The sequence below is a fragment of the Streptomyces sp. V4I23 genome (assembly GCF_030817975.1).
Classification (GTDB): Bacteria; Actinomycetota; Actinomycetes; order Streptomycetales; family Streptomycetaceae; genus Streptomyces.
Genome location: NZ_JAUSZW010000004.1, coordinates 6223710 through 6246940 on the forward strand (window position 1 = coordinate 6223710; position 23231 = coordinate 6246940).

At 72.1% G+C, this 23231-nt stretch carries 19 protein-coding genes and 2 pseudogenes; 17 read left to right on the forward strand and 4 right to left on the reverse strand.

Annotation, left to right across the window (positions count from 1 at the left end; genetic code table 11):
- The first annotated feature begins 168 nt into the window (after positions 1–168).
- The 4 genes from QFZ82_RS30580 to QFZ82_RS30595 all read left to right on the forward strand — a co-directional run bounded on the left by QFZ82_RS30580 (position 169) and on the right by QFZ82_RS30595 (position 3807).
- A complete protein-coding gene (locus QFZ82_RS30580) occupies positions 169–1455 on the forward strand; it encodes a glycosyltransferase family 4 protein (RefSeq protein ID WP_307716208.1) in 1287 nt (428 codons plus the stop codon).
- Entirely contained in the window at positions 1452–2243 is a 792-nt protein-coding gene (locus QFZ82_RS30585; RefSeq protein ID WP_307716209.1) for a hypothetical protein, read from the forward strand. The genes QFZ82_RS30580 and QFZ82_RS30585 overlap by 4 nt, the downstream gene beginning before the upstream one ends.
- 76 nt (positions 2244–2319) lie before the next feature.
- A complete protein-coding gene (locus QFZ82_RS30590) occupies positions 2320–3330 on the forward strand; it encodes a YafY family protein (protein WP_307716210.1) in 1011 nt (336 codons plus the stop codon).
- A 261-nt stretch (positions 3331–3591) separates the two neighbouring features.
- The gene (locus QFZ82_RS30595; protein ID WP_307716211.1) at positions 3592–3807 is read left to right on the forward strand and encodes an I78 family peptidase inhibitor; all 216 of its coding nucleotides are present in this window, start codon (positions 3592–3594) and stop codon (positions 3805–3807) included.
- A gap of 75 nt (positions 3808–3882) precedes the next feature.
- Here the strand turns inward: QFZ82_RS30595 and QFZ82_RS30600 are convergent, their stop codons facing one another.
- On the reverse strand, positions 3883–4902 hold the full coding sequence (locus QFZ82_RS30600) for a phosphatase PAP2 family protein (RefSeq protein ID WP_307716212.1): 1020 nt from the start codon (positions 4900–4902) through the stop codon (positions 3883–3885).
- Between the two features lie 436 nt (positions 4903–5338).
- On the opposite strand from QFZ82_RS30600, the gene QFZ82_RS30605 reads away from it, so the two are divergent.
- Entirely contained in the window at positions 5339–6997 is a 1659-nt protein-coding gene (locus QFZ82_RS30605) for an MFS transporter (RefSeq protein WP_307716213.1), read from the forward strand.
- A gap of 202 nt (positions 6998–7199) precedes the next feature.
- Positions 7200–8390 carry an acyl-CoA dehydrogenase family protein gene (locus QFZ82_RS30610; protein WP_307716214.1) on the forward strand — a complete coding sequence of 397 codons (1191 nt, stop codon included), beginning with the start codon at positions 7200–7202 and terminating at the stop codon, positions 8388–8390.
- 92 nt (positions 8391–8482) lie between these two features.
- Here QFZ82_RS30610 and QFZ82_RS30615 read toward each other — a convergent pair whose 3' ends face one another.
- Positions 8483–8917, reverse strand: a complete 435-nt coding sequence (locus QFZ82_RS30615) for a cell division protein SepF (RefSeq protein ID WP_177151107.1) — start codon at positions 8915–8917, stop codon at positions 8483–8485.
- Between the two features lie 290 nt (positions 8918–9207).
- On the opposite strand from QFZ82_RS30615, the gene QFZ82_RS30620 reads away from it, so the two are divergent.
- Positions 9208–10416 carry a DUF5685 family protein gene (locus tag QFZ82_RS30620; protein WP_307716215.1) on the forward strand — a complete coding sequence of 403 codons (1209 nt, stop codon included), beginning with the start codon at positions 9208–9210 and terminating at the stop codon, positions 10414–10416.
- Positions 10417–10506: 90 nt separating this feature from the next.
- Here QFZ82_RS30620 and QFZ82_RS30625 read toward each other — a convergent pair whose 3' ends face one another.
- Positions 10507–11433 (reverse strand): ABC transporter substrate-binding protein, encoded by a 927-nt coding sequence (locus tag QFZ82_RS30625; RefSeq protein ID WP_307717896.1) that lies wholly within the window; start codon positions 11431–11433, stop codon positions 10507–10509.
- Between the two features lie 507 nt (positions 11434–11940).
- Between QFZ82_RS30625 and QFZ82_RS30630 the strand changes: the two genes are divergently transcribed.
- The 10 genes and pseudogenes from QFZ82_RS30630 to QFZ82_RS30675 all read left to right on the forward strand — a co-directional run bounded on the left by QFZ82_RS30630 (position 11941) and on the right by QFZ82_RS30675 (position 22092).
- Positions 11941–12804 carry an amino acid ABC transporter permease gene (locus QFZ82_RS30630; protein ID WP_307716216.1) on the forward strand — a complete coding sequence of 288 codons (864 nt, stop codon included), beginning with the start codon at positions 11941–11943 and terminating at the stop codon, positions 12802–12804.
- A complete protein-coding gene (locus QFZ82_RS30635) occupies positions 12801–14585 on the forward strand; it encodes an FAD/NAD(P)-binding domain-containing protein (RefSeq protein WP_307716217.1) in 1785 nt (594 codons plus the stop codon). Before QFZ82_RS30630 ends, QFZ82_RS30635 begins: the two co-directional genes overlap by 4 nt.
- A 39-nt stretch (positions 14586–14624) precedes the next feature.
- Positions 14625–15299 carry an amino acid ABC transporter permease gene (locus QFZ82_RS30640; protein ID WP_307716218.1) on the forward strand — a complete coding sequence of 225 codons (675 nt, stop codon included), beginning with the start codon at positions 14625–14627 and terminating at the stop codon, positions 15297–15299.
- Between the two features lie 5 nt (positions 15300–15304).
- Entirely contained in the window at positions 15305–16057 is a 753-nt protein-coding gene (locus tag QFZ82_RS30645) for an amino acid ABC transporter ATP-binding protein (RefSeq protein WP_307717897.1), read from the forward strand.
- A gap of 278 nt (positions 16058–16335) precedes the next feature.
- Positions 16336–16494 (forward strand): annotated as a pseudogene (locus tag QFZ82_RS39845) (ABC transporter substrate-binding protein); the annotation flags it as partial.
- Between the two features lie 116 nt (positions 16495–16610).
- The gene (locus tag QFZ82_RS30655) at positions 16611–17696 is read left to right on the forward strand and encodes an LLM class flavin-dependent oxidoreductase (RefSeq protein WP_307716220.1); all 1086 of its coding nucleotides are present in this window, start codon (positions 16611–16613) and stop codon (positions 17694–17696) included.
- Positions 17693–18997, forward strand: a complete 1305-nt coding sequence (locus QFZ82_RS30660) for an NtaA/DmoA family FMN-dependent monooxygenase (RefSeq protein WP_307716221.1) — start codon at positions 17693–17695, stop codon at positions 18995–18997. Before QFZ82_RS30655 ends, QFZ82_RS30660 begins: the two co-directional genes overlap by 4 nt.
- 4 nt (positions 18998–19001) lie before the next feature.
- Positions 19002–19507, forward strand: a pseudogene (locus tag QFZ82_RS30665) (hypothetical protein); the annotation flags it as partial.
- 344 nt (positions 19508–19851) lie between these two features.
- Complete coding sequence (locus QFZ82_RS30670) at positions 19852–20760, forward strand: S1 family peptidase (protein WP_307716222.1); 909 nt, start codon at positions 19852–19854, stop codon at positions 20758–20760.
- Between the two features lie 174 nt (positions 20761–20934).
- Positions 20935–22092 (forward strand): IS30 family transposase, encoded by a 1158-nt coding sequence (locus tag QFZ82_RS30675; RefSeq protein WP_307717827.1) that lies wholly within the window; start codon positions 20935–20937, stop codon positions 22090–22092.
- A 77-nt stretch (positions 22093–22169) separates the two neighbouring features.
- On the opposite strand, the gene hutG is transcribed toward QFZ82_RS30675, so the two are convergent.
- On the reverse strand, positions 22170–23144 hold the full coding sequence (gene hutG / locus QFZ82_RS30680) for a formimidoylglutamase (protein ID WP_307716223.1): 975 nt from the start codon (positions 23142–23144) through the stop codon (positions 22170–22172).
- Positions 23145–23231: the final 87 nt, after the last annotated feature.

The following is a 23231-nucleotide window of genomic DNA, read 5'->3' on the forward strand; positions in this document are numbered from 1 at the left end:
GGCAGGGGTCACGCGTGAAGCGGCACCGAATCGCCACCGGACGGGCCCGGCGCAGGCCACCGCTTCACGGCGCCCCGGATCCCGTACCGGCCCTGACCGGCCAGTACAGTTCAGCCGGGGCCCCCACCGACCGGGGGAGCGAAGAACATCAGGGGGACGTGGCGCCGTATGCGTTTGTCATTTCTGCTTCACAATGCCTACGGCATCGGGGGAACGATCCGCACGACGTTCAACCTCGCCGAGGCGCTGGCCGAACGGCACGACGTCGAGATCGTCTCCGTCTTCCGCCACCGCGACGAGCCGACGATGGGCGCCCCGGCGGGCGTGACCATGAAACACCTCGTCGACCTGCGCAGAAAGAGCCCCGCCTACGACGGCGACGATCCGCTCGCGAAGCGGCCCGCGAAGGTCTTCCCGCGCGGCGACGGCCGGCACAAGCAGTACAGCCGCCTCACCGACCTGCGGATCGGGGCGCACCTCGAGTCGCTGGACGCCGACGTCGTGATCGGCACCAGACCCGGCCTCAACGTGCACATCGCCCGGCAGGCGCCGCGCGGTGTCGTGCGGATCGCCCAGGAGCACCTGACACTGGACAGCCACAGTTACCGGCTGCGCCGGGAGATCGGCCACCGCTACGCGGTCCTGGACGCGATCACCACCGTCACCGAGGCCGACGCCCGCGCCTACCGCGAGCGGCTCGACCTGCCGGGCGTCCGTGTCGAGGCGGTGCCCAACAGCGTGCCCGCACCGAAGGTCGCGCCCGCGGACTCCCGCGCCAAGTGGGTCGTGGCGGCCGGCCGGCTCACCCGCGTCAAGCGCTACGACGTGCTCGTCGAGGCCTTCGCCAAGGTGGTCGCCGTCCGCCCGGACTGGCGGCTGCGGATCTACGGCAGCGGGGACGCGACCGGCAACGAGAAGAAGGCGCTGCGCGCCCTGATCGAGGACCGCGGGCTGCACAACCACGTCTTCCTCATGGGCACGGTGAACCCGCTGGAGCCCGAGTGGGTCAAGGGCTCCGTCGCGGCGGTCACCTCCACCTTGGAGTCCTTCGGCATGACCATCGTGGAGGCCATGCGCTGCGGGCTCCCGGTCGTGTCGACCGACTGCCCGCACGGGCCGGGCGAGATCATCGACAACCGTGCCGACGGCCTGCTCGTGCCGGTCGGCGACGTCGACGCCTTCGCCGCCGCGCTGCTCGAACTCATCCAGGACGACGTGCTCCGGCGGCGTACCGGACAGGCGGCGCTCGCCGCCTCCGCGCGGTTCGACCCGGTGCGGATCGCCGAGCGGCACGAGGCGCTGTTCGCCGAGCTCGTCGCCCGCGGCGCGCAGCGCAAGGGGAGCGGCGCGGTGCGTGAGGCGCTGCACCGCGGCAGAAGCGCGCTCTATGACGGGGCCTACTCCCTGCGTTATGTTGCCGCGGACGTGATCCGCCGAGGGAAGAAGAGCACATGAGCACGTCCAGTACGGCCGGCGGACGGCGGACCCCGCGGGCTGACTGCGTCGCCGCGGCATCGGGCGACATCGTCTTCGAGGCGGTGGCAGCGGGCGCCGCGCTCGTCCTGCGGCGCATCGGCGGGGGCGGCTCCGGTGACGAGGTGCGGCTGCCGCTGACCGACGCGGGCGACGGCAGGGCGCGGGCGGTGCTGGCGGCCGTGACCGAGCTGGCCGAGGGCCGGTGGGAGGTTCTCACCGCCTCCGGGGAGCCCGTCGAGTCCGGTGTCCGCGACCTGCGGGCCCTCGTCGACCTGGTCCCCGAGGCGGACCGGATCGACGTGCGGGTCCCGTATCCGACGGCGCAGGGCGGGCTCGCGGTCCGCTGCTGGGTCCGCGCCCCGCACGCGGAGGCCGGCGACATCGGCCTCACTCCCGGGCAGGGCGCGGTGTCCGTGGAGGGACTGCTGTACGGGGCCTCGCTCGGTGAGGGTGCGGTGGCCGAGGCCCGCCTGAGCTCGGGCGGCCGGGTGCACGAGGTGCCCGTGACCGGCGAGGGCCGCGCGTTCGGCTTCACGCTGCCGTATGCGCCGATCGCCGGCTCACCGGGCGGCAAGGAGCAGCTGTGGGAGCTGTGGCTGCGGCCCGCGGCGGACGCCGAGGGCATCAGGATCTCCCGCATACTCGACGACGTCTGGGACAAGAAGGGCATCTTCGTCTATCCGAAGCAGCGCACGGAGAGCGGTCTGGCCGCGCCCTGCTATACCGGCGACAACGACCTCTGCGTGCGCGTCACCGCAGCGGGCTGACGCCCTCGCGCGCCGGGCGCGCACGCGGAGCGTCCGCGGACAGAACCTGTCCGCAAGGGCTGGCAGACTCGGCCGCATGTTGGAGACCTCGGCACGACTCCTGCGCCTGCTCTCTCTGCTGCAGGCCCATCGCGAATGGTCGGGTGCCGACCTCGCCGAACGGCTCGGCGTCACGCCGCGCACGGTGCGCCGTGACGTGGACCGGCTGCGCGAGCTCGGCTATCCCGTCAACGCCAGCCCCGGCACGGGCGGTGGCTACCAGCTCGGCGCGGGCGCCGAACTGCCGCCGCTGCTGCTCGACGACGACGAGGCGGTGGCCGTCGCCGTGGGCCTGCGCACGGCGGCCGGCCAGGGCATCGAGGGCATCGGCGAGTCGTCCGTACGCGCCCTCGCCAAACTGGAGCAGGTGCTGCCGGGCCGGCTGCGCCGCCGAGTGAGCGCGCTCAACGCCTTCACGGTGCCGATGCTGCGGACGCCGCAGGCCCGGCTCGACCCGTCCGTCCTGACGGAGCTCGCGAACGCCTGCCGCGACAGCGAACGGCTGCGGTTCGAGTACCTCGACCACGCCGGCTCCGCGACCCGCCGCACGGTCGAGCCGCACCGGCTGGTGTGCACCGAACGGCGCTGGTACCTGGTGGCCTGGGACGTCGACCGGGAGGACTGGCGCACGTTCCGCGCGGACCGGATCACGCCGAAGCCGCCGCACGGCCCGCGTTTCGCCCCGCGCACGCCGCCTGCCGACGACCTGGCCGCCTATGTCTCCCAGGGCGTCTCCACCAAGGCGTACGCGGCCCGCGCGGTCATCAGACTCCACACCTCCGCCGAGCGGGCGGCGCAGACGATCGGGCCGTCCGACGGGGTGCTGGAGCCCGTCGACGCGTCGCACTGCCTGCTGCGCACCGGTGCCGCCGGCCTCGACGTGCTGGTGATCCACGTGATGCTGATGGGCGTGGACTTCGAGGTGGTGGAGCCGCCGGAGCTGTCCGACCGCGTCCTGGACATACGCGACCGCCTCTCGCGCGCTCTGGCGTACGAGGCGGATCGCGGCGCGGGAACAGATGATGGGGATTCTGTGAGGGAGTGGTGAATGCTCCTTGCCGTGTCAATTCGGCCCGCCGATGGCTCCGGTAATTCCGCGAGGGAATTCCGCTCGATCGTCAATGGCTCGGTGAATTATCAGGAGAACGCGCGAGGAGCGCCCGTTCGGGTGAACGGGCTCACACGGAAGCCCTTCCGGACAGGTGTCGAGATCCTGTGACAGAAGCGTGACCGGTGAGGTATCCGGGGCTGCTGGGGTGATCGACTTCCCGCCTTCCGTCACCGTCCGCTGCCGCCTACGGTGGAGTGCATGGCACCCATACCGACACCTCCCGAGCAGCCCGACGACGCGCCCGATTCCTATGTCGGCCTCGGCGCGCATGCGGCCGAGCAACAGGCCCGCGAGCGCGGCTGGACGACCGTCAGAGCGCTGCCCCCCGGCTCGATCATCACGATGGAGTACGTGGCGGGCCGGCTCAACTTCGAGGTGCGCGACGACGTGGTCATCCGCTGCTGGAAGGGCTGACCGACGCCCGAGGGCAGACGCGCGAAAGGCCCCGCACCGATGTGCCGGGGCCTTTCCCGTGGCCGTCCCGCCCGCTCAGCCGCCCGTGACGGACCGCGAGTGCGGCGGGCGTCTGCTGCCCGAGGGGGTGACCGGCGAGCGCTCGGAGCGCACCGTGTGCGGGCGCTGGGGATGCGTCGCCGTCGGATGCGCCGTGGCCGGGTGTGCCGTCGTCCTCGTGCCGACCGGTGAACCGGGCCGGCTCCCGCCGACGACGGCCACCGGCTCCCGTGACGGCTCGTCCGCCGCGGGCGTGGGCACCCGGAGCGGGAACACCGCCTGTCGCGGGCCGCCCGCCGCGACGGGCCGGGAGGGCGACAGCGTCCGGCGCGAGCGCCACTGGTCCCGCAGGCCCAGGATGAACCTCTCGGCGCGGACGATGACCGGCTCGCACCAGGGCAGTCCCAGCAGGATCAGCAGGCCCGCGGCCCAGCCGAGCAGGACGTCGCTCAGCCAGTGCGTACCGAGGTACACGGTGGTCAGCCCCACGCCGAGGGAGACCACGGCCGACAGGGCCGACAGATACCGGCGGGCCCTGGGCGTGGTGGCGAGGTAGGCCAGAATGCCCCAGGTCACCACGGCATTGGCGGTATGTCCGGAAGGGAATATATCGCCGCCGGCGAAGAGCTCGGCCGAGCCGATCTGCGTCGCGTAGTGGGGGCCCAGCCGGCCGAGTCCGATCTTGACCGCGCCCACGGTGACGTTCAGCAGCAGCAGGGCCGCGCCGAGCGCCAGCAGGGGCCGGAGGGTGTGCTGACGCCAGGAGCGCCAGCCCAGCCAGGCCGCGACCATGACGGCCGTCGGGCCGCGCTGGCCGAGTACGACGAAGTAGTCGAGAAACGCGTGCTGTTCGGGCCACTGCTCGTAGGGACGGAAGAGCATGAGCTTCCAGTCCAGGGCGACGAGCCACGTCGACGCCAGTACGGCGACCACGATGGCCGCGTAGAACGCGGACGTCCCGCCGAAGAGCGCGAGACGTGTGCGGCTCATCCGCGGGATCTCAATCTTCGGCGGTTCCGGCTCCCGGTCCAGCCGGGCAAAGATGTCGGTACGCACCCAATCGACGTTACAGGGAGTGAGTGGCCGGATAGGTCGATCCACTCCTTTCGTGATGCCTATGTGATGTGGAGTTTGTCTCAGATCCCGTTCATTTAACGGCCCGCCAGGAAAAGCCGGTGACCTTGTTCCCTATTTATCGGACGGTCTTCCCGGAGGCATTCACGGCGGGCGCCGGAAATGGTTCACCGGGGCAGTGCGTGGAATTTCCGTGCCGTTCAGAACGGCTCCGTGTCCGCCCCGGGCGCCGGAGGGAGTGGCGTACGCCACACCCGGCCCTGAGCGGAGGTGAGAGATCGACCACGCGCACCGCGCGCGAACTCGCGTACGCTGGCGCCACTCGCCCGTCGATGCCGGGCCGCCCTGCGGGACCAGCCACCAGCACCGTCCCCCCGGCCGGTCCACCGAGCGCGAGGCTTCACTGGGAGGTTCGTACATGTCCGTGACGACCACGGCCGGGGCACGCCTGCGCGCTGCCGGCGGCGGTGCCAACCGCTGGGTCGTCCTGATAGTCCTCTGCGTCAGCCTGCTGCTGGTCGCCCTGGACGCGACCGTCCTGCACGTCGCCGTCCCCGCGGTCACGGAGGACCTGCGTCCGAGCGGCGTCGAGCTGCTGTGGATCGTGGACGCCTATCCCCTCGTCTGCGCCTCGCTGCTGATCATGTTCGGCACGCTGGGCGACCGGGTCGGACGCAGACGGCTGCTGCTCATCGGCTACGGCCTCTTCGGCCTGGCCTCCGCCGTCGCCGCCTTCGCACCCAGCCCCGAGGTGCTGATCGGCGCCCGCGCGCTGCTGGGTGTCGGCGGCGCGATGATCATGCCCGCGACGCTCTCGATCCTGCGGGCCGTCTTCCCCGACCGGCGCGAGCGGGCCACGGCCATCGGCATCTGGACCGCGGTCGCCGCCGTGGGCGCCGCCACCGGACCGGTGCTCGGCGGCTTCCTCGTCGAGAACTTCTGGTGGGGCTCGGTCTTCCTCGTCAACATTCCGCTGATGGCCCTGATCCTGCCCGTCGGCCGCTGGCTCCTGCCCGAGTCCCGCGGCGGGCACGACGGTCCCTGGGACGTGCTCGGCGCGCTGATGGCCGCGGCCGGCGTGCTGGGAATGGTCCTCGGGGTCAAGCGGCTGGGCGCCGGCGAGGGGCTGCTCGACATCAGGACCGCGGGGCCGCTGCTCGTCGGCGCCGTCCTGCTCGTGGTCTTCGTGCGGCGCCAGAGGCGGCGCGAGCACCCGCTCATCGACATGTGCATGTTCGCCCGGCCCGCCTTCTCGACCTCCGTCGGCTGCATCGTCCTCGCGATGCTGGCGCTCGTCGGCCTGGAGCTGATAGCGGTCCAGTACCTCCAGCTGGTCCTCGGGCTCAGCCCCCTGGAGACCGGGCTGCGCCTGCTGCCGCTGACCTTCGCGGCGATGGCCGCGGGCGCCACGGGCTCGTACACCCTGCGCCGCGTCGGGCCGCGCCGGATGGTCGGCTGGGGCTTCGTCCTCACGGCCGCCGCCGTGCTGCTGCTCGTCCTGATGGGGCAGCACGACCGGCCGCTGCTGCTCACCGGGGGCTTCGTCCTGCTCGGCTTCGGCCTGCAGACCACGCTCTTCGCCGCGTACGAGTCGATGCTCAGCGAGGCGCCGCCCGAGCAGGCCGGGGGAGCGGCCGCCATCGGCGAGACCTCCTACCAGCTCGGCGCCGGCATGGGCATCGCGCTGCTCGGCAGCGTGATGAACGCGGCGTACGGACCGTCCGTGGCCTCCCTCGCCGGGGTGCCCGCGTCCGCGAGCTCCGCCGCCGCGCACTCGCTCGGCGAGGCCTACCAGGAGGCCGAGCGCATCGGCGGCCCCGTCGGCGACCTGCTGCGCACCACCGCGCGGCACTCCTTCGTGAACGGTCTGCACATCACGCTCCTGGTGAGCGCGGGTCTCCTGCTCATCGGCGCGTTCGCCGCACTGCGGCTGCCGCGGGTGATGGAGTGCGCGGCGGAGGGGCGCCGCGAAGCGGACGTCCCGGCGGCCCGCCGCCCGGAGGCGCCCGCCGGCCGCCGGGCGATCGCCCCCCCAGAGCCCGTCCCGGCCGGCCGCAGGCCCGAGAGCCCGGCCTGACCCGGCCCGTTCCCGGGTGCGTCGGTGCTGCGGATCTCGTCGGCTTCGGACAGAGGCCACGCCGTGGGGGCCGGTGGCTCTGGACGCGCGCGAGACTGGGCCGTAACGTCGCTCCCGTCGTAACTAGCGTTGCTAGTTTTCGAGAGTCCGTCACCAGTGTTCCGCAGCGCCGAGCTGCGGGAGAGCCGCCGGAGGCCACCTCATGTCCGCACCCTCGAAGCTTCCGCCCTTCGACCCGGCCGACCCGCTCGGCATCGACGATCTGCTCGACGCCGAGGACCTCGCCGTCCGCGACACCGTCCGCTCCTGGGCGGCCGACCGCGTCCTGCCGCACATCGCCGACTGGTACGAGCGCGGCGAGCTCCCCGGTATCCGCGAACTGGCCCGGGAGCTCGGTTCCATCGGCGCGCTCGGCATGTCCCTCGACGGATACGGGTGCGCGGGCGCGACGGCCGTCCAGTACGGACTGGCCTGCCTGGAACTGGAGGCCGCCGACTCCGGCATCCGCTCCCTCGTGTCCGTCCAGGGTTCCCTGGCCATGTACGCGATCCACCGCTACGGCTCCGAGGAGCAGAAGCAGCGCTGGCTGCCGGGCATGGCCGCGGGCGAGACCATCGGCTGCTTCGGCCTCACCGAGCCCGACCACGGCTCCGACCCGGCCGCCATGCGCACGTACGCCAAGCGCGACGGCTCCGACTGGGTGCTCACCGGCCGCAAGATGTGGATCACCAACGGCTCCGTCGCCGGCGTCGCGGTCGTGTGGGCACAGACGGACGAGGGCATCCGCGGCTTCGCCGTGCCCACCGACAGCCCCGGCTTCTCCGCGCCCGAGATCAAGCACAAGTGGTCGCTGCGCGCGAGCGTGACCAGCGAACTCGTCATGGACGACGTGCGCCTGCCCGCCGACGCGGTGCTGCCGGGGGTCACCGGCCTGCGCGGACCGCTCAGCTGCCTGAGCCACGCCCGCTACGGGATCGTGTGGGGTGCGATGGGCGCCGCGCGCTCCAGCTTCGAGGCCGCGGTGGAGTACGCGAAGACGCGCGAACAGTTCGGCCGGCCGATCGGCGGCTTCCAGCTCACCCAGGCCAAGCTCGCCGACATGGCCGTCGAGCTGCACAAGGGCATCCTGCTCGCCCACCACCTGGGCAGGCGGATGGACGCCGGAAAGCTCCGGCCGGAGCAGGTCAGTTTCGGAAAGCTCAACAACGTGCGCGAGGCGATCGAGATCTGCCGCACCTCACGCACCATCCTCGGCGCGAACGGGATCTCCCTGGAGTACCCCGTCATGCGGCACGCGACCAACCTCGAGTCGGTGCTCACCTACGAGGGCACCGTCGAGATGCATCAGCTCGTGCTGGGCAAGGCGCTCACCGGCCTCGACGCCTTCCGGTAGACCGGACACCGGAGACGGCCGACCTGCGAGTTCCCCCAGCCACCGCTGCGTGGGGGTGCCCCTGGACGAAGTCCGGGGGAGTGCCCCCACGCTCAGCTCTGGTTGAAGAAACCGTCCTGCGAACGACCTGAGGGATCCCCGCTGACGATCAGTGTGTCGGCGGGGGTCAGCAGGAAGACCCGCGTCGCCACGCGCTCGATCGAGCCGCGCAGGCCGAAGGCGAGGCCCGCGGCGAAGTCCACGACGCGCTTGGCGTCGGCGGACTCCATCGCCGTGAGGTTCACGATGACGGGAACGCCGTCACGGAAGAGCTCACCGATGCCCCGGGCGTCCCGGAAGCCGTCCGGGGAGACCGTGGCGATCCGACGGCCCTCCTGCTGGGCGGATTCGGAGGCCACGCGCACCCGCGGGTCGGTGACCCATGCGTCACCCGTCTCCGCGCCCTCGGTGTACTCGTCGTCGTAGTAACGCCCGTCGTTGTCCTCGACGAGTCCCAGCCAGGCGCTCGCCTTGCGTACCGAACCCATGGACGCCTCCTTCCGCTGCTGCAGTGGTCTCACTGCGGTCTCTGTCGTTTCCGCACCCCTATGGTCGTCCATCATGCGGATCGCGCGCCAAGTCGATAGCCGCCGCGCAGAGGATTCGTGACGGTACTGGTGCAGAAGATGTGGCGATTCGTCAAGGTTCCTGCTGCACAGGGGCCATGAGGGGATCAAAATATAAAAGTCGGACCAGACGGGTGACGTTGGGGACGTTCGGGTGAACGGCCCGTCGGTACGATGCCCCCGATCTGTCGAACGACTCCCGGGGGACCGTCTTGTTCGGAATAGTCAGGCCATGCTCGCACCGGCTCGGTGACGCGCTGAAGACCGAGTGGATGGCGCACCTGTGCGGGCTGTGCCTGGCGCTTCGCGCCGACCACGGCCAGTTCGCCCGCATCGTGACGAACTACGACGGCCTGATCGTCTCGGTCCTGACGGAGGCTCAGACCGAACGCACCCCCGCACAGCGCCGCACCGCCGGGCCCTGCCCGCTGCGCGCCATGCGCACCGCGCCCGTCGCCCGGGGCGAGGGCGCGAGGCTCGCCGCGGCCGTCTCCCTCGTGCTCGCCTCGGCGAAGGTCCGCGACCACGTCGCCGACAGGGACGGCGTGTTGGCCCGCAGGCCGGTGGCCGCTGCCGCCCGGCGCGTCGCCGCGGGCTGGGACAGGGCGGGCGCACGCTCGGGCGCCGCACTCGGCTTCGACACGGCCGTCCTCGTCGACGCCGTCGACCGGCAGACCGGGATCGAGGCGCTGGCCGGCCCGGGCACCTCGCTGCTCACGGTCACCGAGCCGACCGAGACGGCGACTGCGGCGGCGTTCGCCCACACCGCGGTGCTCGCGGGCCGACCGCAGAACAAGGAGCCGCTCGCCGAGGCCGGCCGGCTCTTCGGACGGCTCGCGCATCTGCTGGACGCCGTGGAGGACAAGGAGGCTGACGACGCGTCGGGCGCCTGGAACCCGCTGACGGCCACGGGCACCTCGCACGCAGAGGCCCGCCGCCTCGCCGACGACGCCGTGCACGGCATCCGGCTCGCCCTGCGCGACGCCGACTTCGTCGACGACAAGCTCGTGCATGTGCTGCTCGCGCACGAACTGCGCAACTCCGTCGACCGGTCCTTCGGCACCACGACCTGCTCGCACCAGCCCGGTCCGTACGCGCCGGGCACCGGCGGTCCGTATGGGCCCGGCAATCCGTACGCCCCCGGTCCCGGCGGTCCGGGCGGCCCCGGCGGACCGCTGCCGCCCGAGCCGCCGCGGCGCGACCGCCGGGGGCTCATAGCCGGCTGCCTGGTGTGGGCCGGCCTGGCCTGCACCTGCCAGATGTGCTGCGGCACCTTCGAGGACCCGTGGAGCCGGGAGCGGCGCGAGGGGCTGTGCAATCAGTGCGACTGCGGCAACTGCGGTGACTGCTGCAGCTGCTGTGACTGCTGCGGCAACTGCGGAGACAGCTGCTGCTGCGACGGGTGCGGCTGCGACTGCTGAACGCATCCGTCGGCCGGCCGGTAGTCGGAAGCCGGCCGACGCATGCCCGGCGGGAGGGGGCCGGAGGCCCGGCCCCCCTCCCGGAGCGGGTCACCTGATCTCGGGCGGCGAGATCCGCGACCGCTCGATCGCCGACTCGGCCGTGCCCCACTTCTGCAGGATCCGGTCGTACGTGCCGTCCTTCTTCAGCTTGTTCACCGCGGCCTCGAAGGCGGGCGCCAGCGGGGTGCCCTTCTTGAAGGCGAAGCCGACGTCGAGCCGCTTGAACTCGTTGAGGAACTTCGTCCCCGGCTGCTGGGCCACCGCGTACCGCAGGCCGTTGATGGTGCTCATCACCACATCGCTGCGGCCCTGCCGGAGGGAGATCCACAGCGCGCCGCTCTCGGCGTACGTCTGGACCTCGTACGCCTTCTTGGCGGCCTTCGGGCACACGCTCCTGTTCTTCTCCAGGGACGCCTCGAAGGTGGTGCCCGCGCCGGTGGCGACCTTCAGTCCGCACAGGTCCTCGAACGACGACACCTTCGTCAGCTCACTGTCCTCCAGCGCGGCGAAGCCCTGGCCGTCGTTGATGTACGTGACGAAGTCGATCGTTCTGCGGCGCTCGTCGGTCACCCCGAAGTTGCCGGTGCCGACGTCGTACTTGCCGCTGCCCAGCGCGGGCAGGATCGCCTCGAAGCTCGCCACCTCGCGGTCCAGCTCCAGTCCGAGCACCCGGGCCACGGCCTCGGCGAAGTCGACGTCCTGCCCGGCGAGCGTCCGGCCGTCCGGCAGATAGGCGGCGCCGGGCGGGTTGCCCACGGAGGAGGCGACCTTGAGGCTGCCCCGCTCGCGTACGTCCGCGGGCAGCAGCTTCGCCACCGCCTCGTCCTTCGCGACGGCCGAGACCACATCGGTGGTGGGGATCTCGCCCTGGCCGGCGCCGCCCGAGCCCTGCCCGGCGGGCGCGGCTCCGGCACCGGTCGCGGCCGGGTCTCCCGAACCGCAGGCGGTGAGCGCCAGAGTGAGCGCGGTGATCATGACGAATGCGGTGATATGGGATTTGCTGCTCACAGAAGTATCTCCAGGCGCTACTCGAACGGCAGCGGGCCGAACGACGCCGGATCCGCGGACGGATCGCGGACCAGGCAGAACGGAACAAGGGTACGGTGAGGGGACCGCGTTACGGCGAAGGCGGTGAAGGCACGGGGAGAAGGCGTGCGCGCGGCGCGCCGAAACGGCGCTGCGGAGCACGGACGGGAAGAAGCAGCGGGGGTCGGCTCAACAGGAAGAGGACCACACGCGACCGAAGTCGATGTGGGAGCGCGTGACCAGCCACTGCTGCGAATGCATGGCCCAAGTGGAACAGGCATCCGTTTCCCCGTCAACTGCCCCTGGAACAGCCGCTCACAGTGCGGACGGGCTTGACAGCGGTCCGTACCGAGCGCTTAGCCTCGCGTCAGGACCGCTGCTGAGGGGCGCGGCCCGCATGCCGTGTCCGGTGAAGGCACACCCCGTGTTCGATCTCTGCATCCACGGAGCCTTCGCATGGCCGTGTCCTCAGACACCCTTCCCCAGTCCTCGCCCGCCCCGTCCGGCAACCGCTCGCCGGCGCCCCGCATCGTGCCCGTGCGCCGCACCGGGCAGTGGGCGGCAGCGTTGGTCGTCCTCCTGCTGCTCGCCGGCGCCGCGAACTCCGTCGCACGCAACGACGCGTTCCAGTGGGACGTCGTCGGCGACTACTTCACCTCCGCGTCCGTGCTGCGCGGCCTCGGGCTCACGCTCTGGCTGACCGCCGTGGTGATGGTGCTCGGATTCGTCCTCGGCACCCTCCTCGCCGTCATGCGGCTGTCCGCCAACCCGGTGCTCTCCAAGGTCAGCTGGGGCTACATCTGGCTGCTGCGCTCGACGCCGATCCTCGTCCAGCTGCTGTTCTGGTTCAACATCGGCGCCCTGTACCCGCAGATCCTCGGGGTGCGGACCGGCGACCTGCTCGGCCCCGTCACCATCGCCGTCGTCGGCCTCACCCTCCACGAGGCCGCGTACGCCGCCGAGGTCGTGCGCGGCGGCATCCTCTCCGTGGAACGGGGCCAGATCGAGGCGGCCGAGTCGCTCGGCCTCGGACGATGGCGCCGGCTGCGCCGCATCGTCCTCCCGCAGGCCATGCGCTCCATCGTGCCCCCGGCCGGGAACATGCTGATCGGCACCCTCAAGGGCACCTCCATCGTCAGCGTCATCGCCGTGCAGGACCTGCTGTACTCGGTGCAGCTCGTCTACCACCGGACCTACCAGGTCATCCCGCTGCTGCTCGTCGCCACGATCTGGTACGTCGTCGTCACCTCGCTGCTGAGCGTCGGACAGCACTACCTCGAGCGGCACTACGCACGCGGCGCCCTGGACCGCGTCCGATGACGCCGTCCCTGGTCGTGGTGGGCGCCGGCCCGCGGGGGACCGGCATCCTCGAACGGCTCGCCGCCAACGTCCCGGCCCTGTACGGCGACCGGCCCCTGGCCCTCCACCTCGTCGACCCCTACCCGCCCGGCGCCGGCCGGATCTGGCGCGAGGACCAGTCCCCGCTGTTGTGGATGAACTCCATGGCCGAGGACGTCACCATGTTCACCGACGACACCGTGCCCCTCGAAGGCCCGGTCCGGCCCGGCCCCACCCTCGCCGCATGGGCCGCCATGGACGGCCGGACCTTCCCCGGCCGGCAGCGGCAGGGCGCGTATCTGCGCTGGGTGTACGAGCAGGCCGTGGCCGCACTGCCGCCGCAGGTCACCGTCCACGAACACCGCACCCGCGCGCTGCGCGTCGACGGCCCGCGCGACGGCCGCCAGCGCGTCGTGCTCGAAGGGCGCGACGAGCCGATCGAGGCCGACGCCGTCGTGCTCACCCTCGGCCACCTCGACGCCGGACCCGACGACGAGCAGCGGCACTTCGCCGACTTCGCACGCCGCCACCACCTCGTGCACCTGCCGCCGGACTTCACCGCCGACAGCGACCTGTCCGCGCTGCCGGCCCGGGAGCCCGTCCTGGTGCGCGGCTTCGGACTCGCCTTCGTCGACCTGATGGTGCTGCTCACCGAGGGCCGCGGCGGCCGGTACGAGAACAGCGCGTACATCCCCTCCGGCCGCGAGCCCGTCCTGCACGTCGGATCGCGGCGCGGGGTCCCGTACCGCGCCAAGATCGGCTACGGACTCGACGGCGAACGTCCTCCGCTGCCGCGCTTCTTCGGCCCCGGCCAGGTCGCCGAACTGCTGAACCGACCAGGCGACCGGCCCGACTTCCGGCGCGACGTGTGGCCATTGATCGACAAAGAGCTGCGGTACGCCCACTACCACCGGCTGTTCGCCACCCGCCCGGAAGTCACGACCCTGCAGTGGAGCGACTTCGAGGAGAAGTACGCCGTCGCCGAGCCCGGCAGCGCCGCACTCGACGCACTCGTCGCCGCCGCCGTGCCCGACCCCGCCGACCGGCTCGACCTCGACGCGCTCGACCGGCCGCTCGCCGGGCGGCGCTACGCCTCGTCCGCCGCGCTCCAGGACGCGCTGCGCGACCACATCACCGCCGACCTGGAACGCCGGCACGACCCCGGGCACAGCGAGGACCTCGCCGTCTTCCTCGGACTGCTGTCCGTCTACGGCCAGTTGACCGCACTCGGCGACTTGGGCGCGGACGGCGCCCGCTGGCACGGATTCTTCAGCTACCTCGCCTCCGGACCGCCCGGGCCCCGGCTGCGCCGGCTGCTCGCCCTGTCCCGGGCCGGCATCGTCCGCTTCCTCGGCGCGGACATCCGCGTCGAGACGGACGAGGAGCGCGGTCTGTTCCGCGCAGGCAGCGCGAGCGTGCCGGGGGAGTGGACCGAGGCCCGGGCGTTCGTCGAGGCCCGGCTCCCCGAGCCCACCCCCGAGCACACCCGCAGTCCCCTGCTGAGGGCCCTGTACGAGGACGGCGCCGACGCCACGCCTGCCGGGCTGCTCGCCGTCGACCCCGCCGACGGCCGGGTCCTCACCCACGGGGGCCTGCCGCACCCCAGGCGCTTCGCGCTCGGGCCGCACACCACCGCCCGCAGCGGCGGCGCCTTCACCAGACCGCGCACCGGCGGGCCGGCGTTCCGGCAGAACGACGCCACCGCGCGCAGCGCGCTCACCCTGCTGCGGGACCTTTCCTGTACCGCCGGCCCCGCCGCCTGACTCCTTCCCCAGCTCCGCACGTCCCCCCGAGGAACCGCCATGTCGCTTACCAGCGATTCCCCGAAGACAGCCGTCCGCCCCGATCCGCCCCTGGACGCGGCCGCCCTGACCGTCGTTCCCGTACGCCACCCCTGGCGCTGGGCCGCCGTGGCCGCGACCGCCGTCGTGCTCACGCAGTTCCTGCACGGGCTGATCACCAACCCCGCCTGGGAATGGGACGTCTTCGCCCGGTACCTGTACAAGACGCTGCAGATCGGCATCCCCTTCGGACCGGGATTCCTCTCGTTCGACACGATGGGGCTCGTCGGCGCACTGAGCGCCGCCGTCATCGGACTCGCCCTGCACCAGGCCGCGTACGCAGCCGAGATCGTGCGCGGCGGACTGCTCGCCGTCGAGACCGGACAGCTCGAGGCCGCAGCCGCACTCGGCATCCCGAGACTGCGGCAGCTGCGGCGGATCGTGCTGCCGCAGGCGATGCGCTCGATCCTCCCCAACGCCGCCAACGAGATCGTCTCCCTCTTCAAGGGCACCTCGATCGTCTCCGTCATGGCGATCGGCGAACTCTTCTACCAGGTACAGGTCGTCTACGGACGCAACGGCCGGGTCGTCCAGCTGCTCATGGTCGCCACGGTCTGGTACGTGCTGCTGACCGCCGCGCTCTCCGTCCCCCAGCACTACGTCGAACGCCACTACGCCAAGGGAGCCGCGCGATGAGCGCCATGGTCGAGGTCAGGTCCGTCCACAAGAGCTTCGGAGCCCACCAGGTGCTGCGCGGCATCGATCTCGAGGTCCGGGCGGGGGAGGTGACCGTCGTTCTCGGCCCCTCGGGCTCCGGCAAGTCGACCCTGCTGCGCACCATCAACCACCTGGAGAAGGTCGACAGCGGCTGGATCAGCGTCGACGGCACCCTCGTCGGCTACCGCCGCCAGGGCGACAAGCTCTACGAACTGCGCGAACGCGAGGTGCTGCGGCAGCGCACCAGCATCGGCTTCGTCTTCCAGAACTTCAACCTGTTCCCGCATCTGACCGTGCTGGAGAACATCGTCGAGGCGCCCGTGTCCGCCCTCGGCCGCGCCAGGAAGCAGGCCGCCGAGGCCGCGCGGAAGCTGCTCGCCCGGGTCGGACTCGCGGACAAGGCCGACAGCTATCCGCGCCGCCTGTCCGGCGGCCAGCAGCAGCGGGTCGCCATCGCCCGCGCGCTGGCCCTCGAACCCAAACTGCTCCTCTTCGACGAGCCCACCTCCGCGCTCGACCCCGAACTGGTCGGCGAAGTCCTCGACGTCATCAGGGACTTGGCCCGGCAGGGCACCACCATGATCGTCGTCACCCATGAGATCGGCTTCGCCCGCGAGGTCGCCGACACCGTCGTCTTCATGGACGACGGCCGGATCGTCGAGGCGGGTCCGCCCACCGAGGTGCTCGACAACCCCCGTCGGGAACGCACCCGCGCCTTCCTCTCCAAGGTGCTGTGAACCCCTTTTTTCCCAAGATCCGCTGAAGGAGCACCACCGTGATCATCCGGCACCTCGCCACCGCCGCAGCTCCCGCCCTCGGACTGCTCACCGCCTGCGGTACCGGCGACCCCGCCACCGACGTCGTCGAGCCCAGAGGGAACAAGGTCGCGGGCATCAACCTCGGACCCGACCAGAACCGGGTCCGCACCACGAAGAACGAGGCCGCCGCGGCCAAGCTCCCCGAGGCGGTGCGCAAGCGCGGCACTCTCACCCTCGGGGTGTCCAACGGCGCCGCGCAGAAGGACAGCGGGCTCGTCGAGGCGTACGGCGCCGCGATCGACAAGATCATCCGGGACGGCTCGTACGCGAAGGTCCTGAAGCGCTGGGGACTGACCGGCGAGGCGGTGGAGAAGTCCGAGATCAATCCCCCGGGCCTGCCGAGGCCGAAGAAGTGACGCGCACCGAAGACGTGACGCGCACCGGACCGGGCGCTGCCCCCGTGTACCCGTCGTATCCCGACCCGGCGTGCCCGCCCGCGGTGCGCCGGGACCACTGAAAGAGGCCCTCGACCATGCCAGTTGACCGTCCGCCCTCTCTGCACCTCGCCGCCGAGATCGGCGGCCCGGAGCCGGCCGCCGCCGCACCGGCCGGAACCGGCTCCCGGTCCGCCGTCGAGCACCGTCTGGCGATGGTGCGACTCGCCGAGGAGGGGCTGCTCGACTTCGTCACGCTCGCCGACTCCTTCGCCGGGTCCGGTCCCGACGCCCTCGCCGTCCTCGCGCGCATCGCGCCGCCCACCCGGCGGATCGGCCTCGTGCCGGCCGTCACCACCACCCACACCGAGCCGTTCCACGTACAGGCCGCCGTGGCCACCCTGGACTGGGTGAGCCGGGGGAGGGCCGGCTGGAAGGTCGACGTGTCGACCGCCGAGGCGGAGGCCCGCCTCCTCGGCCGACGGCCCGCGCTGCCGCGCGAGGACGCCTGGCGCGAGGCCGGCGAGGTCGTCGAGGCGGCGCGCCGGCTGTGGGACAGCTGGGAGGACGACGCCGAGATACGCGACACGTCGACAGGCCGGTTCATCGACCGCGACAAGCTGCACCATGTCGACTTCGAAGGCGCCACGTTCAGCGTCCGCGGCCCGTCGATCGTGCCCCGGCCGCCCCAGGGCCACCCGGTCACCGTGGTCGACGCCACCGAGGAAGCGGTCCGGGAGGCGGCCGCGCGCCACGCCGACGTCGTCCTCGTCCGGGCCGCGACCCCCGCACAGGCCGCCGCGTTCCGGGACGACCTCCGCCGCCGCTCCGCGGCCCACGGACGCCACCCGCAGGAGCTGCGCGTCCTCGTCTCCCTCACCGTCGACCTCAGCGGGGCGGAGCCGCGTCCGGGCGGGCCGGCCCCGACCGGCACCCACTTCAGCGGCGGTCCGGTGGAACTGGCCGACCTCATCGCCGCATGGCACCGGGGCGGCGCCGTGGACGGCTTCCATCTCGTACCGCTCGACCCCCGTCGCGACCTCGAACGCGTCGTCAACGGCACCGTCGCCCTGCTCCAGCACCGCGGCCTTTTCCGCACGTTCTACCCGGGCGGCACCCTCCGCGACCACCTCGGCCTCGCCCGCCCGGCCAACCGGTACGCATCCGTCCAAGGAGCCTCATGACCGTCCCGGGCAGGAAGCAGATCCACCTCGCCGCCCACTTTCCCGGCGTCAACAGCACCACGGTCTGGGCCGATCCCCGCTCCGGGAGCCAGATCGACTTCTCGTCGTTCGAGCATCTGGCGCGCACCGCCGAGCGCGGCCTGTTCGACTTCTTCTTCCTCGCCGAAGGGCTGCGCCTGCGCGAGCACAAGGGCCGCATCCACGACCTCGACGTCGTCGGGCGGCCCGAGTCGATCACGCTCCTCAACGCGCTCGCGTCCGTCACCGAGCACCTCGGCCTCGCCGCCACGGTGAACGCCACCTTCAACGAGCCGTACGAACTGGCCCGCCGGCTCGCCGCCCTGGACCATCTCAGCGGTGGCCGGGCCGCGTGGAACGTGGTGACCTCCTCCGACGCGTTCACCGGGGAGAACTTCCGGCGCGGCGGCTTCCTCGATCCGGCCGACCGGTACACCCGCGCCGCCGAGTTCGTCGAGGTGGCGCGGAAGCTGTGGGACTCATGGACTCCTGAGGGCCGGCAGCGCCCGTTCGCCCATACGGGCCGGCACTTCGCGATCGAGGGCGAGTTCCCCCTCCCGCGCACGCCGCAGGGCCGGCCCGTGGTCATCCAGGCCGGCGACTCCGACGAGGGCCGGGAGTTCGCGGCGTCGGCCGCCGACGTCGTCTTCACCCGGCACGGCACACTCGAGGCCGGCCGCGCTTTCTACGCCGATGTGAAACGCCGGCTCGCCCGCTACGGCCGCCGTCCCGACGACCTCAAGCTGATGCCCGGCGTCACCGTCGTCCTCGGCGACTCGGACGCCGAGGCGCAGGAGCGCGCGGCCGGGATCCGCCGTCAGCAGGTCTCGCCGCAGAACGCGATCCTCGCGCTGGAGCTCGTCTGGGGCCGGGACCTGTCCGCCTACGACCCCGACGGCCCGCTGCCCGACATCGACCCGGACCCCGATTCCTCGCTGGTCCAGGGCAGGGTGCGGCACGGCGACCCCTTCGAGACCGCGGCCAGGTGGCGGGCCCTGTCCGAGTCCAAGGGCCTGTCGATCCGGCAGACGGTCATCGAGACGACGAGCCGGCAGTCGTTCATCGGCACCCCGCGGAGCGTGGCGGCGGCGATGGAGCGGTTCGTGGCCGAGGACGCGGCCGACGGCTTCATCCTCGTGCCCCACCTCACGCCCGGCGGCCTCGACGAGTTCGTCGACCGGGTCGTGCCACTCCTCCAGGAGCGCGGGGTCTTCCGTACGCGGTACGCGGGCCCGACGCTGCGCTCGCACTTGGGTCTGGCCGAGCCGGTGTGGAAGGGGTGACCGCATGAGCACGGACGAGCGCAACCGGCACGACGATCAGCGGGAGCGGGACTGGCGCACCTGGCCCGAGCAGCGCGTCGCCCTGGTCTCCGGGCCGTACGGTCCGCTGTCCCTCCCGGGTACCCTCCTCCTGCCTTCGGCGGAGGCGCCCCCAGGCTCTCCGACCGCCCGGAGGGTCGAATTCCGGCCGTGCCGGGGACATGGCCGGAGGACGGGGACGAGGTGGTGCTCACCGCCACCGCCGAGGACGCCCTCACCGTCGACGGACAGCCGTTCACCGGCAGCGTCCGGCTCGCCGCCGACCACGCGCCCATCCCCGGGTCCCGTGTGGCGCACGTGACCGGCGTCTGGTCGTCATGCGCCGCGAAGGGCTTAGGGCCGTACGGGACTTCGACCCGGACGCGCCCGCCCCGCACGGCGTTCCGGGGCATCGAGGCCACCGCGTACGACCCGCGCTGGGTGCTGCCCGGGCGCTTCCGTCCGTACGAGGAGCACACCGGCGTCCGGGTCGAGGTCATCTGTCCCTTCTCGCCGCCGGGCACACCCTGCCCGTGGCGATCGAGGCCGGTGAGCGGAACCTCGCGGGCGGCTGACCCGTCCTAGGGGGCGACCCGAGCACAGCCGAGCAGGACCAGCCCCGGCGGCAGACCGCCGCCGGGGCGGGCCGCCGTGCATGTGCACGGCGGCCGAAAGCCGCCCTTGTGCCGTTGGTTGACGCCGCGAATACTCCCGAGCAGCGCTTGTCAGGAGCACGGCATGTTCGGCTTTCGAACGGGCCGCCGCGCTCCATGGCTGCGCCTCACCGGGCCCCGACCCCACGAAAGGGCCCCCTTTCCCCTCGGGAGGAACGACAAGTGAGGATCAAGCGCACCATCCCCCGCACCGCCACCGGCAGACGCACCCGCCTGCTCGCCGTGTCGACCGGCCTGATCGCGGCCGCGGCACTGGCCGTCCCCACCGCCACCGCCAGCGCCGACCAGGCGCAGACCTACAGCGCGAGCCAGCTCTCCGCCGCGAGCGACGCCGTACTCGAAGCGGACGTGGCCGGCACCGCATGGCACGTCGACAAGGCGACGAACACCCTTGTCGTCACCGCCGACAGCACCGTTTCCCAGGCCGAGATCGCCCGGATCAAGCGCGAGGCCGGAAACAACGCCGGCGCCCTGCGCATCGAACGCACCCCGGGCACCTTCTCCAAGCTCATCTCGGGCGGCGACGCCATCTACGCCTCCAGCTGGCGCTGCTCCCTCGGCTTCAACGTCCGCAGCGGCAGCGGCACCTACTACCTCCTGACCGCCGGTCACTGCACCGACGGCGCGGGCACCTGGTACACCAACTCCTCGCGGACGACCACCATCGGCCCGACGGCCGGATCCAGCTTCCCCGGCAACGACTACGGCATCGTCCGCTACTCCAACACGTCGTTGTCCCACCCGGGCACCGTCGGCAGCGTCGACATCACCAGCGCGGCCAACGCCACGGTCGGGATGTCCGTCACCCGTCGCGGCTCCACCACGGGCACCCACAGCGGCAGCGTGACCGGGCTCAACGCCACCGTCAACTACGGCGGCGGAGACATCGTCTACGGCATGATCCGCACCAATGTCTGCGCCGAACCGGGCGACAGCGGCGGACCGCTCTACTCCGGCAGCCGGGCCATCGGCCTGACCTCCGGCGGCAGCGGCAACTGCACCACCGGCGGCACGACGTTCTTCCAGCCGGTCACCGAGGCGCTCAGCGCCTATGGAGTCAGCGTCTACTGACTCGGGTGATCCTGCCAGGGGCAGACGCCTGAGCCCCCGCCCGCATTTCTTCCGTTCTAGTGGTCGTCGCAACACCCCAGTTCAGGGGATGCGATGGACTTCAAGATCCGGAAGAGCCGCAAGGAGCAAGGGCCCCGCAAGCTGCAACGGGAGCGGGAGGAATACTTCCGGCTCATGCAGCTCGGGTTCGGCAATCTTGAGGCGTCCAGACGAGTCGGGGTCAACCCTCGGACCGGTCGTGAGTGGCGCAACGGCCGGCCCGAGGGCCGGAAGAAGCGTCCGAGGCCACCCGCGAATGCCGTGCGGGTGGCCTCAGGGCCGTCCCGGTACCTGACGGAAGACGAGCGGATCCACATCGCCGACCGGTTCCGGGAGAAGGCGACAGTCCGTGCCATCGCCGCCGAGCTGGGCCGCAGCCCGTCCACCGTCAGCCGGGAGATACGCCGAAACGGCATGCCCCTGCGCGGCGACCGCTTCCGCTGGGCCTACCGGCCCCATGCCGCCCAGCGCCGGGCCCAACAGCGCCGCCCGCGCCCCAAGCCCGGCAAGATCGGTCAGAACCCCGAGCTGCGCGACTTCATCCAGGACCACCTCACCAGGCGGTGGAGCCCTGAGCAGATCTGTCACGCTCTGCGCAGGCGCTTCCCCGACCGGCCGGAGATGCACGTGGTCCACGAGACGATCTACCAGGCCCTCTACGTCCAAGGCCGCGGAGAGCTCCGCCGGGAACTGACCCTGGCCCTGCGGACAGGACGCGCCATGCGCCGCCCTCAACGCCAGGCCCACAGCCGCCAGCAGCGGTTCACACACCCCATGGTGCTGATCAGCGACCGCCCGGCCGAGGCCAACGACCGGGCCGTGCCCGGCCACTGGGAGGGCGACCTCATCGTCGGCAAGGACCACCGCTCGGCCATCGCCACGCTGGTGGAGCGCAGCACGCGCTACCTCATGCTGGTACACCTGCCCCAGGGCAGCGGCGCGGTCGCTGTCGGCGACGCCCTGGCGGATACTGTCCAGACCTTGCCGGAGCACCTGAAGAGGTCCCTGACCTGGGACCAGGGCTCCGAAATGGCCGGTCACCACACGTTCAGCGTCACCACCGGCATTCCGGTCTACTTCTGCAACCCCGGCAGCCCTTGGCAGCGTGGGTCGAACGAGAACACGAACGGCCTGTTGCGGCAGTACTTCCCCAAGGGCACCGACCTGTCCCGGCACACCCGTGAGCACCTCGACACCGTTGCTGCCGAACTCAACAGCCGCCCACGCAAGACGCTCGGCTGGGAAACCCCAGCCGAGCGTCTGTCTAAACTGCTCGCCGCCACACGTCAGTGATCACGTGTTGCGACGACCACTGGAAACCGCCTTTCGCGGTGGGGGCTCGTCCCGCTGCCCGGCCGCCTGCGGTCATGTCATGCCGCGGGCGGCGCCACGTCCAGGATGCGGTGGACGAGCCGGGCGCCGGCGCGGGCCGTGCGGTCGTCGATGTCCAGAGCGGGGTTGAGTTCGGCGACGTCGCACACGGCGAGCCTGCCGCTCGCCGCCACGGCTGCGCACACGCGCTCGACGACCTCCATCGGCACGCCGTACGCGGCGGGCGCGCTCACCCCGGGAGCCGCCGCGGCGGGCAGGACGTCCAGGTCGATGCTCAGGTGCACCAGGTCGCAGTCCGCCAGGAACTCGCCGACGAACGTGTCGACCCGGTCGCGGTCCAGCACGCCGCACTCGGTGTCCAGCAGATAGCGGACGCCGAGCCTGTCCGCCGTGTCGAAGAGCCTGCGGGTGTTGCTGGGCCGGCTCACGCCGAGCACCCGGTAGTCGAGCCGGCGGCCGTGAGCCTCCTCGTCCCGTGCCATCTGGAGGAACGGCGTGCCGGAGCTGGGGCGCGCGTCGTCGCGCAGGTCGAAGTGGGCGTCGAGGTTGAGGACGCCGACCCGGGCGCCTTCCCGTACGGCACGGCTGCCCGCCAGACCGAGGTAGCTGCCGTAGGCGACCTCGTGGCTGCCGCCGAGCACGACGACCGGGCGGCCGCCGCGGTCGAGCAGTGCGGTGACCACCTCGCCCAGGCGCCGGTGCCCGGACTCGAGGTCGTCGCCGCGGACCTCGACGTCCCCCGCGTCCACCGCGTGCAGCGGATGCCGCAGAGCCATCGGGGCGAGCGCCCGGCGCAGCGCGTCCGGTCCGTCGGCCGCGCCGGGCCGGCCCTGGTTCCTGCGGACGCCCGCGTCGCTGCGGAACCCGACGAACGCGGCGTGCCACGGCCCGGCGCAGGCCCCGCCGCCGTCCGCCGCCGGGGCGACGACGTGGTGCCAGCGCACGAGGTCGGCACCCGGACCGTCGTCACGGCCGGTCCAGGGCTGGGGGGTCACGTCCACGGTGAAGGTCATGTCAGTCGCTCTCCTTGCTCTCGGGCCCATCACACGCCGCCCGCCCCGTCGCCGGCCAGCGCGGACGCCCGGACTTCTCGGATGCGA